Below are 14635 nucleotides of genomic sequence, written 5' to 3' on the forward strand. Positions count from 1 at the left end.
TTTCATGTATTGTTCCGCATGTTGAGCATGTATTGTTTCGCATGTTGGGCGTGCAGGGGCTTGACAAATCGGATTTTTCCTATAATCGACCAGCCTGCCTAGAATGGTTGGCAGACAACACATTGAAGAAGATTGGATAAGTTGTGGCTCTCATCGTGCAGAAATTTGGCGGCTCTTCCGTAGCCGACCCAGAGTCGATCAAGCGCGTGGCCCGACGCATCATCGAAACGAAGAACGCCGGCAATGACGTGGCCGTGGTGGTCTCCGCAATGGGAGACACCACCGACGACCTGATCGATCAGGCGCTCAGTATCGACTCCAACCCGCCGGCACGCGAGATGGACATGCTGATGACCGCAGGCGAGCGTATTTCGATGAGTTTGCTCGCAATGGCAATTCATGCGGCCGGCTCTCACGCCTACTCCTTCACCGGTTCCCAGGCTGGTTTCATGACCGACGCCCAGTTCGGTACCGCACATATCAAGGCCGTGAAGCCTGACCGCGTGCGTCGTGCTCTCAACAAGGGCTCCGTGGCCATTGTGGCTGGCTTCCAAGGCGTGAACGAGGGCGGCGACGCCACCACGCTCGGCCGAGGTGGGTCCGATACCTCCGCAGTGGCTTTGGCTGTGGCGCTGGACGCCGACGTATGTGAGATCTACACCGACGTCGATGGCGTGTTCACCGCCGATCCGCGCATTGTACCGACCGCACGCCGTATTCCCGTCATCGACTATGAGTCGATGCTGGAAATGTCGTCCTGCGGTTCCAAGGTGCTTGCCCTGCGTTGCGTGGAATACGCGCAGCGATTCAACATGCCGTTGCATGTGCGCAGCTCCTTCTCCCACCGTAGCGGCACGCTGATCGTGCCGGAAGGTGTCGATCCGCGCACATTGCCGAACATCTGAGATATCTGAGATTCGCATTCGGCAATCGCGAGACATCGCAGGCAATCGCAAGAAAATCAAGACTTTACGAACAAAGGTAAGAACATGAGCGAAAACAACAGCCAGTCCTTGGGTGACCTGTTCCCCGATCTTGGACCGGAAGTCCCGATCATTTCCGGCGTTGCGCACGACAACACCGAATCGCTGGCCACCGTGCGCCGTGTGCCGAACGAGCCGGGCATGGCCGCCAAGGTGTTCACGATGCTGGCTGAGGCCGGCGTGAACGTCGACATGATCGTGCAGGCCTCCGCTTCCACCGGCACCGCCGACATTTCCTTCACTGTGCCCGGTTCCGCCGCGGCCAAGGTGCAGGAAGTGTTGCAGGAGAAGCAGGACGAACTGGGCTACCAGTCCTTCGACATTGACGCCAACGTGGGCAAGGTGGCCGTGGTGGGCGTGGGTATGAAGACCCACTCCGGCTTGGCTGCCAAGTTCTTCAATGCGCTGAGCGACAAGGGCGTGAATGTGCTGATGATCTCCACGTCCGAAATCCGCATCGCTGCGCTGGTTCCGCTCGAGCAGTTGCAGGACGCCGTCCGCGCGCTGCACACCGCCTACGGCTTGGACGCCGATCAGGTGGAAGCCGTGGTGTACGGCGGCACCGGTCGCTGACGCAATAGCACGTAATATCAATCGCAAGAAAGACTTGACTGGATTGCCTTAGGCATCTCAGTCAAGTCTTTTTGTATTCCCATATCTGTTTTGCAGATATTTTTTGCAGATAATCTGCAAATAAAAAGCGGAGGATCGCTGAATAATCAACAATCCTCCGCAATATTATGTTCTGCAGAAATCAGATATCACAATGTGCAATCATGCACGATCATGCGTAACTGCAGAACATATGCAGATTGCCATCACTTCTTGGTGATGTAGCCGAGTGCCTTCAGCATTTCGGCGCTTTCCAGCGCACCGCCGGCGGCACCGCGCAGGGTGTTGTGAGCCAAGCCAACGAACTTCCAATCGAAAATGGAATCCTCACGCAGACGGCCGATGGAAACACCCATGCCGCCTTCGTAATCCACGTCCTTCTTGACCTGCGGGCGATCATCGTCGGTCAGGTACTGGATGAACTGCTTTGGTGCATGTGGCAAGCCAAGCTCGGAAGCCTTGCTCGTGTAGTTGACCAGGCGATCGATGAGCTCTTCCTTGGTCGGGTTCTTGCCGAAGTTGATGAACACGGTGGCGGTGTGACCGTTGAGCACAGGCACGCGAATGCACTGCGACGTGATCTTCAACGGACCGTCGAACGGCACGATTCCGCCCTTTTCCTCATCGACGTGACCGAACACCTTCAGCGGTTCCTTCTCGGACTTCTCCTCTTCGCCAGAGATGAACGGAATGATGTTGCCCAGCATTTCAGGCCAGTCGTTGAACGTCTTGCCAGCGCCGGAGATGGCCTGATAGGTGCTCACGATAACCTCGCGCGGCTCGAATTCCTTCCAAGCGGCGAGCGCCGGAGTGTAGGCCTGGATGGAGCAGTTTGGCTTGACGGCGATGAAGCCGTGCGTGGTGCCGAGACGCTTGCGCTGGTGCTCGATCACCTCATAATGCTCCGGGTTGATTTCTGGCACGACCATCGGCACGTCCGGAGTCCAGCGGTGGGCGCTGTTGTTCGATACGACCGGCGTTTCGGTTTTCGCGTATTCCTCTTCGATGGCGCGGATCTCGGCCTTCGGCATGTTCACTGCGGAGAACACGAAATCGACGTTCTTGACCACGTCTTCCACGTCAGCCACGTTCTTGACGACCATGTTCTTCACGAATTCCGGCATCGGCGTTTCCATCTTCCAGCGACCGCCGATGGCCTCTTCGTAGGTCTTGCCGGCGCTGTGCGCGGACGCGGCAAGGGTGACCAATTCGAACCACGGATGGTTTTCGAGCAGCGTGACGAAGCGCTGTCCGACCATGCCCGTAGCTCCGAGAATGCCGACCTTAATCTTTTCGGACATAACAACCTCTCGCTTATGCTGGAACGGTTTCGTATGATTTCACGCTTGAGGTCGACCAGCCGGCCCAAACGACTCCGTGGGCGGCCACACGCGTTGTTTAATCTTACGAAATCCGCGGAACAAGCAGGTTCTCCTATCCGTATGCTGGTCTGTTTCGCGTTCTATACGTTCTTGTGCTCAGCTCGCGGAACATAGGGGCGAGCCAGGATGCCGTGAAGAGCTCTCTTGCAGTGATTCAGCATTTTTGCTTCCGTGACGTTCCCGGTTCGGGCAGTATGTTTGTCAGATTGGTGTGATGCGGTTGACTGATTGTCCGTGCTGATGCGTCTGTCTGCACAAATTTCGGTGCGCGGTCTGCGAGGCTTTTCGTGCTTTGGACGTATCGCTCGCGTACACTGGAAGCCATGTCGAAGGCATCAGAAGAAGCGCAAAAGCAGTTGGATCGTATCGTGGCGTTGGGCTACCCGGATGTGGCCGATATGTCGGCCGCCGCGTTCCGTGCTTTGGCGCGCCCGCTCATCCGTGCGTTGGAGGATTCCGATTTGGGCACGCAGATTCTGTTGGTGCCTACGCGCGAGTTGGTTTCCCCGGAATCGTTGATCGCGCGTACGTCGATCAATCGCATGGCTGGTTTCACCACGATGCCTCCGCGCGATATTGCCAGTTTTCTTCCGCAGGATGGTTTCGAACCGCCGGAAGGCCCGTTTTACTTGGTGATCGAGCCGCATACGGGAACCTGTTACATCAATCGCGAGCCCGATGTTGCGCGCAAGCTGATCGATTCCGACGAGCGTTTGCCTCTCACGTTGGAAGAGGGGCTTGCGATTGCCACGCAGCATCCGGAATGGTTGTTGGAGGAGAACGGGTTTAATTTGTTGGGATCGCGTTCCGCGGATGGTCGTGTGCCGAGTATTTGGATGAGTCAGAATGCGCCTCGATTGGGTGCGGTATGGCCGAATTCCCGTCATACTTGGCTTGGCAACGCGTTTTGTGCGTCTCGTCGCGGCGTCAGTCTGTTCCATTGATGTTCCGCTGATATTTCGCAGATTTTCCACAGATTTTCTGCATTCCACAGATTGTCGATTGTCCGACTGTTGCGACGGCCATGCCTTGCGGCGGTCGCGCCTAGCGCTTGAACAGTTTGGCGATGGCGTGGCCGGCTGCGGCGCACATCACCGATCCGACGCCCAGCAGTGTGGCCGTGACCTGTGGACGGCGCAGTTCGTTGCGGATGCCGACCAGATCGGTCACGCAATGGTCTTCGAAGAACACGCGCAGTTCGTTGCTGGAATAACGTCCGACCAAATCGCCCCACGTGAGCATGCACGTCACGTAGCTGACCGGATTGTTTTCGCGGAATTCGAACAGACGAATGCCGCGCAGTCGCGATTTCGGCCCATAGCATTCGAAGCCGCAGGTCGGCGCGTACCCAAGATCGATGTCGTGCACGTGTCCGACGAACGCGTTCTTATGGTCATGCCCGCAGAACAGCGCGAAATAGCCGCCCGCATCGCGCAATGCCTGCACTTCGCCAACGTTCTCATCCGCACAGCCGATCGCCTCGCCAAGCCTCGAGCCAGGTCTGCACACGTCACGATCCAACACATAGCAATGCCCTGCGAACGTTCGCGCACCCTCCACCGCATTCGGCGTGTATGCGGGCACTTCGCGCAGGCAGTCGTAGAATTCCTGCGGCGGAATATGCTGGAATGCGATAGCCGGAACCGCGCGACCATCGCCGTTGCGCCGTCCCAGCTCGCGTTGCACTTGCTTCAGCCATTCGATCGCTTCCGGCGAAGGTGTGCCGTAGCCGTCGGAATCGGCCAAATCCCAGCCGCGTGAATTCGACGCATATTTTGCGTAGGATGTCAGCGATTCTCGTCCGCCGGCAGTATTGCCAACAGTATTGCCGGATTTATCAGTATCTCCAACACGCTCGCAACCGTCAGAAATGCTGCAATCGCCGTCAAACGCATTATCCGCATAATCGCCGGAATTCACCATCATCACGCTCATCGCAATGCGCTTTGAACCATCGGAAGCTTCGATCGGAATCGCAAACGTGCCTGGTTCGAGCGCCAAAGGAGACGACCCGGCAACGGGATTCATGCAACCGGAAAACTCTCGGTAGATGTCATCCTGTTCGTCGGCGAGAATGCCGCACTGGAAATCGTGGTTGCCGTAGGTTGCGGCAAAGGGGATTCGCGCTTCCAATGCAGGTCCAAGGAATGCTGCGAACGTGTCTCGTACTTTCTGCCGTGTGTCATCGAGTATGGTCGCGGCGGTCGCGCGATTGATGGATTGTGCCCATGATTCAAGCTTGTTGGCGGATCCGTTGAGACCGTCGCGCTTGTTGCGTTTCACGAGTTTCGGCGAGTCGGTGCCGATGCCGTCAATCATCCAACTGTCGTCGGTAGGGGGATATTCGCGCAATGCTTTGGCGAGAGGGTGTCGTTTGATGCCGCGCAGTTTCGCTTCGATTTTAGTGACGATGCGCACGCGCGTGCCCGGCCGTTCGCCGCGTCTGCGCAGAAATGTGTCGATGTACGCGGGGTCGTATCCGCGAATCTGATCGCCGGTGAAGACGATTAGATCGGGATGCGTTTTTTTGATGGCGGCTTCGATGAGACGGATTGTGTCTTCGCGCACGTTCGGTCCGTCCTGAATATCGGCCATCTGCAGCACGCGGAAGGTGCCGTCGCTGTTGAATCGCAAGGTCATGATGCTCACTGTAATGCGGCAAATCTGGATATGGGGTGAAAAGTGTCGGAAGCGCTCTAAAATGGCAGCCGCATCGCGGAATGTCAGCAAAATATGGAGCTAGCTGACGCTAGGATGGACGGCGGTACATGAAAAGTAACATGCATGTAATAAATGGGTCGGCAGATCGTCGACAACTTCACAGATAAGGAGGAGTGATGGGTCAGGATCAATCTTCAGTGTTTGATCTCGCGGCAGTCGCCGCGGCGTCCAACGGAGGGAACAACGACCCGCTGCTGCCTCCGGCGCGTTATATTGGAGCTCCGCAAAAGCCCAGCAAGATGCCGTACAACAAGTACGTCGCATACGATAAGCAGGTGCCATTTGATTACCCGGAGCGTACGTGGCCGGGTAAGCGACTGCAGCGTGCACCGCGTTGGTGTTCCGTCGATCTTCGTGACGGCAATCAGGCCCTCGTCAACCCGATGGATTCCGAGCGCAAGTTGCGTTTCTGGAATCTGCTGGTGTCGTTGGGCTTCAAGGAGATCGAGGTCGGCTTCCCGTCGGCTTCCGAAACCGATTACGATTTCATCCGTATGCTGATCGAGCGTGAGCTCATTCCTGATGACGTTACGATCGTGGTGCTGACGCAGGCTCGCGAGCACCTGATTCGCAAGACTTACGAGTGCCTGAAGGGTGCCAAGCGTGCCGTCGTGCACTTCTATAACTCCGTGTCCGTGCTACAGCGCGAGGTCGTGTTCCGTAAGGATAAGGCCGGCATCAAGAAGCTTGCCACCGACGCGGCCACCCTGTGCAAGGAGCTTGAGGGCGAGGCCGAGGGCATCGACCTGTATTACGAGTATTCTCCGGAATCCTTCACCGGCACCGAACCGGAGTACGCCGTCGAGGTGTGCAATGCGGTGATCGACGTGATCAAGCCGACTCCTGAGCATCCGATGATCATCAATCTGCCGGCAACGGTGGAAATGACAACGCCGAACGTGTTTGCCGACCAAGTGGAATACATGTCGAACAATCTGGTGCCGCGCGACGCCGTGGTGCTGTCGCTGCACCCGCACAACGATGAAGGCATGGGCGTGGCCGCCACCGAGCTGGCCGTGCTTGCCGGCGCCGACCGCGTTGAGGGTTGCCTGCTGGGCAACGGCGAGCGCACCGGCAACGTCGATTTGGTTACGCTTGGTTTGAACTTCCTCACGCAGGGCATCGATCCGCAGATCGATTATTCCAACGTTCCTGAGATTCGCAAGACTGTTGAGTACTGCAACCAGCTGAAGATTTCCGAGCGTCACCCGTATGCCGGCAATTTCGTGTTCACCGCCTTCTCCGGCTCTCATCAGGATGCCATCAAGAAGGGTCTTGAGGCTCGTCAGGTGGCCGCCGATCGTGCCGGTGCCGATTTGGACAGCTTCGTGTGGCTGGTGCCGTACCTGCCGATCGATCCGAAGGATATCGGCCGCACGTACGAGGCCATCATCCGCGTGAATTCCCAGTCCGGCAAGGGCGGCATGGCCTACCTGCTGAAGACCAACCACAATCTTGATCTGCCGAAGCGTCTGCAGGTCGAGTTCGACAAGGTTGTGCAGGCGTACGCCGATGAGACCAAGAAGGAAGTCAAGGACGAGGATATTTGGCGTCTGTTCAAGGACGAGTATCTGCCGGTCGAAGAGTCCGGCGCTACTGCGGCTGGTGCCGTGGTCGGCGACAGCAAGGACGACTCCCTCGAGCAGTGGGGCCGTCTGAAGCTGCTGAAGGTGTCGGTGTCTTCCGGTGAAGATGGTTCCGATACCGTGCTGAAGGCCAGGATTCTTGACCGTGGCGTGAACGTCGGCGTTGATGAGCCGGTGGAGCGTGAGGTTTCCGGCATGGGCAACGGCCCGCTTGCCGCTTTCCTGAACGCGCTGAGCAACTTCGGCATCGAGGCTTCCGTGATGGATTACGTGGAGCACACCATGTCCGTTGGCACCGACGCCATGGCCGCCTCCTACGTGGAATGCCAGATCGGTGAGGAAGAGGATCCGCGGATCGTGTGGGGCGTCGGCATTGACACGTCCATCGTCACCAGCTCGCTGAAGGCCATTATTTCGGCCATCAACCGTTCCGAGCGCTGATTTCCGCGGGTTTCGGTTCTTGTAGCTGAAGGGCTTGTGATGTACTTGCGAGTACGTCACAAGCCCTTTGCTTTTTGATTTCATAGGATTCCCGAGTTTCCGGATTTTCCAGTTTTTCCGGATTATTCGGAAACTCGGAAATTCAGGATTGCGATCCCCAAATGCAGACATTGTTGCCGATTGCGGAGAACGTCATGACCGGCTTGCCGTCGATCTCGCGGGGGAGTGTTGCGAACCGTGCAATGTAGGTCACGTCGTCCAATCGGATTTCCGCGTCGCTTGCGCAACAGTTGAATCCGTTCACGGCGCCGGAAAGCGGTTTCCACGATCCGCAGGTGATCGGCCCGTCCGTCGACCTCGGCAGATTCGCGTCGGGAGTATCGAAGAAACTTACGATTTCACCCCGGGTGATCCGCCCGTCCTCATGGAACGTATATCGTGTCGGACGATTGATGCCAACGTACGTGCCATCATCCTCTTGCTTGCCGTTGAAGAACGTATGCTGATCATGCAGTACAACGTTGTAATCGCCTGTGATATCGGCAATGCCGGTCGGCGCGACGGCAACGGAACCGCGGTATTCGTACGGTGCCGCAACCAGCCAGCCGTCGGAAGTTGGCAGTAATTCGCGTACGTGAGATTCGTAATCTTCATCATCGCCCTCGCTAAAGCGTTCCGCGAAACGGGTGTGGTAGACGAGGAACATGCGACCGTCCTCCGACCGACGAATGGCGGAATTATGCCCCTGCGAGACTTCGACATCGGAAAGTTCTGCCGGACCGCCATCCCACTGTACGGAAGACGTCAATCGAATGCCGGTGCCGCGCTCCTGATTGTCGGGAATCTCACCGTACGAAATCGCGGGATTGCCGTTCTGGTCCACGTACGGGCCAAGCAGCGATTTTGAACGGAACAGACGAATCTGATATCCGCCGGTGCGCCCAAGCCAGCCGTACGACATGAACAGATACCACCATCCGTTTTCACGAATGAAGTACGATCCTTCGCCGGAATTCCAGTAGCCTCCGGCCACTTTCACGCCGTAATAAGGATCGGAGGAATCCTTGACCAGCGGGTATCGCACGGAATAATCGCGCAAGCCGGTTTTCGGATCGAGCTTGAACATCCAGATGCCGCCGAACCATGAACCGAAACTCATCCACATTTCGCCGTGCTCGCACAATGCGGGCGCCGCGTCGATGGCGTTGATGCGCGTGTCTTTGAGCGACAGGTAGCGGGTCAGGTCATAGCCGACGGTGCCATCGGTTTTGGGCTCAAGTTCCAGCACTTTCGGCACGTCGGTGTTCCACAGGTTGCTCTCGTCGAAACCGGAATATACCACCGGCCCCACGTACGTCCAGTCGCCGTCCACATGGTCGGCGGTCAACAGCACGATCACCGAGCGGAACTGGTCGCCGTTCACCGACAGGTACATGCACCACTTGCCCATGGTCTCGTTCCAGATCACGTCGGGCGCCCACGTGTTGCCGAGCAGGTCGGGATTGGAATCCTGTTTCGGCCATGCCTGCCAAATATCGCCGAGCAGCGCGTACGGGTCGCGGCTCAGATTGTTATCGAACCGCTCCCAATGCACCATATCCGTGCTGCGCGCGCACCGACGATGCGTGCCGAACAGATAGTAGACACCGTTTTCCTCGACGATTGCGGGATCGTGCACGGCCACCCGCCCGGCATCAAGCGTATGCTCGATGCCGTTGGGTGAGATGGCCTGCGATGCGGGGCCTGCATTGCTTGCGTTGACTGCGCCGGTTGCGTCGGCTGTGGAATGCACGGTTGTTGCGCCGTTTTTGCTCACTTCTGAGACCCCCAAATGCACAGATTGTTCGTGCCCAGGGCGCTGAAGGTCATGACTTCCTTGCGGTCCTTGTCTCGCGGAAGCTTGTCGAACGCGCCGGAGTAGGTGACTTCGCCTTCGTCGCCGGTGAGCTTAAGCGTCATCTGGTTGGTGCCTTCCACGGCCTCCCAAGTGCCTGTCTGGTCGCCGGTCACGGTGCCGTCTTCCTTCAGGGTGATGTTGATGGGCTTGTTCACACCGCGATAGTCGGTGCTCGTCTTATCGGTGACCTTCTTCGGGCCCTTGAAATAGCTGGACTTGTCGTGCGTCACCATCTCGTAATCGCCGGCGATGTCGGCGGTCTTGTAGCCCTTCTTGTCGGCCTTGGTGCCCGTGTATTCGTACGGTGCTGCCACCAGCCATCCGTCGGCGGTCGGCAGCAGCTCGTGCACGCGCACCTCATGCTTTTCGCCGGAACCGGAGAAACGGGTATGGTACACGAGGTAAGCGGTGCCGTCGTCGTCAACGAACGCGGAATTGTGGCCCTGGGAGACCTCGATGTTCGCGTTGTCGTTGCCGCTCCACTGGATCGAGCTCATCAGGCGCTCGCCGATGTCGCTTTGCCAGTTGTTGCCGATGGCCTTGGTGGAAATCGCGGTGTTGCCGGCTTCGTCAACGTACGGGCCGGTGATGTCCTTGGATCGGAACATGCGGATCTGGTAGCCACCGGTCTGCTGCAGCGCGCCGTAGGAGGCGAATAGATACCAGTAGCCGTTGTCGTGCAGCAGGTAGGAGCCTTCGCCGGAGTTGCCGAAGCCGCCGCCGAGCTTCACGCCATAGTAGGCGTCGGACTTGTTCGCTTCGGTGGGGTAGGTGGAGTTGTAGTCGCGCAGGCCGGTCGTCGGGTCGAGCTTGAACATCCACATGCCGCCGAACCAGGAGCCGAAGGTCATCCACATGTCGCCGTTGTCATCGGTTTTCACGCACGGGTCGATGGCGTTGATGCCGGTGTCGGTCTGCGAGGTGTAACGGGTGATGTCGGCATCCTCGCCAAGCACCTGCGGCACGTCGGTCTTCTTCACGTTCACGCGTTCGAAGCCGGAATAGACCACCGGGCCAACGTACGTCCAATCGCCTTCGATGTCGTCGGCGGTGAGCAGCACGATTACGGAGCGGTAATTATCGCCGTTGATGGACATGTACATGCACCACTTGCCCATCGTTTCGTTCCAGACCACGTCGGGGGCCCACATATTGCCTTTGACGTCCGGATTCGTGGACTGCTTCGCCCAGCCTTCCCAAATGTCTTTGAAGACCTTCTCGTAGTCGGTGCTCAGATTGTTGGTGAAGGTGCTCCAGTTGATCAGATCGTCGCTTTTGAGCCAGGCGCGGTGCGAGCCGAAAATATAGTATTTGCCGTTGGCCTTGACGATGGAGGGGTCGTGGGATTCGCCGCGCTTGATGCTGGCGGTGCTGGTTTCGCTGGTTTCGGACTTTGATGACGCCGATGATTGGTCGGATGATGTGCTGGAGCAGCCTGCTAGCGTTCCGACGAGCACGGCTGCTGCGATCAGGCCTGCTGCGACCTGTTTCACAGTTGTACGGAGTTTCATTTTTCCCCCTCCTTGCGGATGATGCGATTTGTACAACGATGTAATTTCTTGTATAGTGTACAACGTTGTAAAGAAAAGTCGAATCATAAGGGGTTTCTCGATGTCGAGTTCCTACGAATTGCTGTGCTACACGCGCGAAGCCACCGGTCGCGAAGAGGCGAATAACGAGGATATTGCCTACAGCATGCACCTTGCGTTGCGTGCCGACGGGGCCACCGAGTGGGAGCCGCTCAACGAGAATTACGGCGTTTTCTTCGCCGCCGGTGTGCCTATCCAGGCCGCATCCGCCGAATCTCGCCGCGCCTGCGTCGCCGCGGCGCATTTCGTCGCCGATCCGTTCGACGAGGCCCGTCCGGCCACCGATGCCGTCGCGTACGGCGCTGTGATGCCGGGAATCGACATCACGCTCAAATCCTTGAAGGATCCGTATCTGTTCCGCCTCGCGGACGGACGATTCGCTCTCGCGGCCACCCGTACCGCGCGTGGGGGAGCGCCGGACGGGTCCGAGCGGTCGGCGTTTCTGTTGGCGCTCAGCGACGATCTGACGGCTTTCGCGCAGCTTGGATTGGTGATGCTGCGTACCGGCGGCGGCGTCAATCGTCCGTCTGTCGCATTCGACGCGGATGCCTCCCGTTATGTGATTTCCTGGATTTCGGATGATGGCGATGCGCGTTCCGCAAGCGTTGTCGATATTGTCGCCGCGGCCGAGTCCGGCGAGCCGATCGATGTTGTGGAAGCTGCGGTATCGGCGAAATCCTGTCATTCTGGCAACCTTTCCTGCGATTGCAATATTCCCAATGCCGTTCCTGGCAACGTGATTGCCGTCACTGAAGAAGAAGCGTCGAAACTGATCGAACGATTCGGTCGTATTTACAACGTTGAAACATCGGTGGCGACGCAGCATATCGACATGGCGGCAAGTAGGGAAGCGGCCCGTGAAGCCGTGCAGGCACTCGCCAAGGTCCGCGCCGATCTCGTCTACAGCGACGGTTCCGGCGCCACCCGTGTCGTGGATTGGAACAAAGACGAACTTGAGGCGATTGCGCAGGACGCCGCCGAAGGCAAGCTCCAGCCGGGCGACACGCGCACGGTGAGCGGCCGCATCCGCCAAACCGTATACCCGGTGCCATTTGCCGTGGAGCGTGCGGACCCGTCGGTGTTCGCTTGGAATTTCAACGGCAAGCCGATGTTCATGTTCATCGCCACCGACGATACCGACGGCAACTGCGTCGATCCGAACGATGGCGCCACGCATATGCCGTTGCGCATCGCCGACTCCATCGAAGCGCTTTCCGACGCGGCGGGCGGCCGTGCCAAGGAAATCGATCTGCTCAAATGCGGTGATTACAACGCTGAAGGACGCGCCATGACCGGCTGCTTCTGGGCGCCGGAACTGCATGTCATCGATGGAAAACTGTCGGTGCTCTTCATGCCATGCTTCGATGGGCCGGCCACCAATCCAGACGGCACGCCCAACGATCGCGCGGGCAAGCCAGACATGTGGACGGGCAGCTGCCATATCATGCAGCTCAAGCAGCATTCCGACGGCACGGATTTCGATCCGCGCGAACCCGAAAACTGGACGGTGCCGAAGCCGATTCTCACACTGACCGGCGGCGTGCTCAATCCCATCCAACGTATCTCGCTCGACATGACCGTCATCAGCGATTCCGGCCGCTGGTATTACGCTTGGCAGCAGGTCGGCAGCATTTGGATCGCCAGCTTCGATCCGGCCCGTCCGGAACGGCTTACCTGCGAGCCGAAGCAGGTCGTTGTGCCGGAATTCGCGTGGGACAATATGATCGCCGAAGGTCCGAACGCCATCGTGCATGATGGCACGATCTACCTGATTTATTCCGGCTCGCTGGTCGGTATTGACTACACCACCGGTCTGGTCACCGCTCCGGCCGGGCAGGACGCCGATCTGACCGATCCGAACGTGTGGACGAAGCTCGACTATCCGCTGCAGAAATCCGGAGTATACAACGGGCAATGGCAGCTCGGCACCGGCCATGGCATGTGGTCCAACGACGAGGACGGCAATCTCATCTATGTATTTCACAATGCGGAATACGAGAATGGACGGTATGGCGGCCGCGACGCCCAGGTGCGCCGCGTGCACTGGTCCAAGGAGGGTATGCCGATACTGGACATGCAGGCGGCGGAAGAGCTCAATCCGGACTATGCTGATATAACGATGAAAATCGTGGTTTCCGGCAATGAAGGCTGACTTCGTTGGCTTCAGCGCCGCAAGGGGCGAAAGCCGGTGTTGGGGCCGAATGTATGAGACGTTTTTGGTGAAAAGGGGTTGACATGCCGAAGCAGAATGGCGCCAACGGCGAGCACGTGGTGACCATGCGCGAGGTCGCGAAGGCGGCCGGCGTATCGATCAAAACGGTGTCCAATGTGGTCAACGACTACGAGTTCGTGTCGCAGGCCACGCGAGACAAGGTCAACAAGGCCATCGACGAGCTTGGCTACACGTTGAACGTGTCCGCGCGCAATCTGCGCAGGGGGCAGACTGGCATCATCGGCCTCGCTATTCCCGATCTGCAGATGCCATATTTCGCACAGCTTTCGTCGCTGGTCATCGAAGAGGCCAAGAAGCTGGGCATGCGTGTGATCGTGGAGCCGACGCAATACTCGCGCGAAGGTGAGATCGAGGCGCTGCACGGCTCCCAGCAGACGATGATCGACGGACTGATCTACAGCCCGCTGGAGCTTGACCAGGACGACGTCGACCAGCTGGACGTGGACTACCCGCTGGTGCTTGTGGGCGAACGCATCTTCACCGACAAGGTGGACCATATTGCCACGGAAAACGTGGAGGGCGCCAAGCGTGCCACGTCGTATCTGCTGCAGACCGGCTGCAAGCGCGTGGCCGTGGTCGGCGTGCATCCGGGCGAGAAGGTCGGTTCCGCCGCGCTGCGTTATCAGGGTTATCTTGAGGCGTTGGAAGAGGCCGGCGTCGAGTTCGACGAGCGTCTGGTGGTCGAATCGGGCATGTGGCATCGTAGCGATGGTGTGCGCGTGATGAACGCGCTGCTCGATTCCGGCGTGGTTCCCGACGGCGTCGTCGCGCTGAACGACATGCTCGCCTCCGGTGTGATGCATGCGATCCAGATGCACAATCTGCGCATTCCCGAAGATATTTCGGTGATCGGTTTCGATAATTCCGACGATTCGCAGTATTTGTCTCCTGCGTTGACGTCGATTGCTCCCGGTCTTGAGGCGGTGGCGCGTCTGTCGGTGAAATTGCTGAAGGATCGTATCGACGGGGTTTCGCCGTCGAAGGATCTCAAGCCGGAGCAGAAGGTGTTCCGCAAGGTTTCGTCGTCGTTGGTGGTGCGTCAGTCCACCAAGCTGCCTACGAATTCCTTGGTGGTGTGATTTTTCTTCCTTCTTTTCTTCTTCTTTTGGAAGGAAGGAAGTGATTGGTGCCTCGGCGCTTGCGTCCAGTTTTTTACGGATTGCCGGTGCCGAGGTTTTTGTTTTCCCTTTC

General features: G+C 58.2%; 10 protein-coding genes. 6 read left to right on the forward strand and 4 right to left on the reverse strand.

What is annotated here, in order from left to right; translation table 11 throughout:
* Positions 1–143: 143 nt before the first annotated feature.
* Together WMO36_RS03730 and WMO36_RS03735 are read left to right on the forward strand one after the other, a co-directional pair.
* Positions 144–905 carry an aspartate kinase gene (locus tag WMO36_RS03730; RefSeq protein WP_099571095.1) on the forward strand — a complete coding sequence of 254 codons (762 nt, stop codon included), beginning with the start codon at positions 144–146 and terminating at the stop codon, positions 903–905.
* 84 nt (positions 906–989) lie between these two features.
* On the forward strand, positions 990–1556 hold the full coding sequence (locus WMO36_RS03735) for an ACT domain-containing protein (protein WP_099571094.1): 567 nt from the start codon (positions 990–992) through the stop codon (positions 1554–1556).
* A 245-nt stretch (positions 1557–1801) separates the two neighbouring features.
* Here the strand turns inward: WMO36_RS03735 and asd are convergent, their stop codons facing one another.
* Positions 1802–2896, reverse strand: coding sequence for an aspartate-semialdehyde dehydrogenase (gene asd / locus WMO36_RS03740; RefSeq protein WP_349076849.1), 1095 nt, complete (start codon positions 2894–2896; stop codon positions 1802–1804).
* A gap of 404 nt (positions 2897–3300) precedes the next feature.
* Here asd and WMO36_RS03745 point away from each other — a divergent pair, with 404 nt between their 5' ends.
* A complete protein-coding gene (locus tag WMO36_RS03745) occupies positions 3301–3921 on the forward strand; it encodes a DUF5701 family protein (RefSeq protein WP_039196760.1) in 621 nt (206 codons plus the stop codon).
* Positions 3922–4021: 100 nt separating this feature from the next.
* Here WMO36_RS03745 and WMO36_RS03750 read toward each other — a convergent pair whose 3' ends face one another.
* The gene (locus tag WMO36_RS03750; RefSeq protein ID WP_337509618.1) at positions 4022–5617 is read right to left on the reverse strand and encodes a metallophosphoesterase family protein; all 1596 of its coding nucleotides are present in this window, start codon (positions 5615–5617) and stop codon (positions 4022–4024) included.
* Positions 5618–5814: 197 nt separating this feature from the next.
* Here WMO36_RS03750 and leuA point away from each other — a divergent pair, with 197 nt between their 5' ends.
* The gene (leuA, locus tag WMO36_RS03755) at positions 5815–7725 is read left to right on the forward strand and encodes a 2-isopropylmalate synthase (RefSeq protein WP_271724471.1); all 1911 of its coding nucleotides are present in this window, start codon (positions 5815–5817) and stop codon (positions 7723–7725) included.
* A 142-nt stretch (positions 7726–7867) separates the two neighbouring features.
* Here the strand turns inward: leuA and WMO36_RS03760 are convergent, their stop codons facing one another.
* Positions 7868–9556, reverse strand: coding sequence for a glycoside hydrolase family 43 protein (locus tag WMO36_RS03760; protein WP_349076850.1), 1689 nt, complete (start codon positions 9554–9556; stop codon positions 7868–7870).
* Complete coding sequence (locus WMO36_RS03765) at positions 9538–11133, reverse strand: glycoside hydrolase family 43 protein (RefSeq protein ID WP_302146709.1); 1596 nt, start codon at positions 11131–11133, stop codon at positions 9538–9540. The genes WMO36_RS03760 and WMO36_RS03765 overlap by 19 nt, the downstream gene beginning before the upstream one ends.
* Positions 11134–11233: 100 nt before the next feature.
* Here WMO36_RS03765 and WMO36_RS03770 point away from each other — a divergent pair, with 100 nt between their 5' ends.
* Together WMO36_RS03770 and WMO36_RS03775 are read left to right on the forward strand one after the other, a co-directional pair.
* Positions 11234–13363: a family 43 glycosylhydrolase gene (locus WMO36_RS03770; RefSeq protein WP_349076853.1), complete on the forward strand. Its 2130-nt coding sequence runs from the start codon at positions 11234–11236 to the stop codon at positions 13361–13363.
* Between the two features lie 83 nt (positions 13364–13446).
* Positions 13447–14523 (forward strand): LacI family DNA-binding transcriptional regulator, encoded by a 1077-nt coding sequence (locus tag WMO36_RS03775; protein WP_144165845.1) that lies wholly within the window; start codon positions 13447–13449, stop codon positions 14521–14523.
* Positions 14524–14635 lie beyond the last annotated feature (112 nt).

The sequence above is a fragment of the Bifidobacterium hominis genome (genome assembly GCF_040095915.1).
In the GTDB taxonomy this organism is placed as follows: domain Bacteria; phylum Actinomycetota; class Actinomycetes; order Actinomycetales; family Bifidobacteriaceae; genus Bifidobacterium; species Bifidobacterium hominis.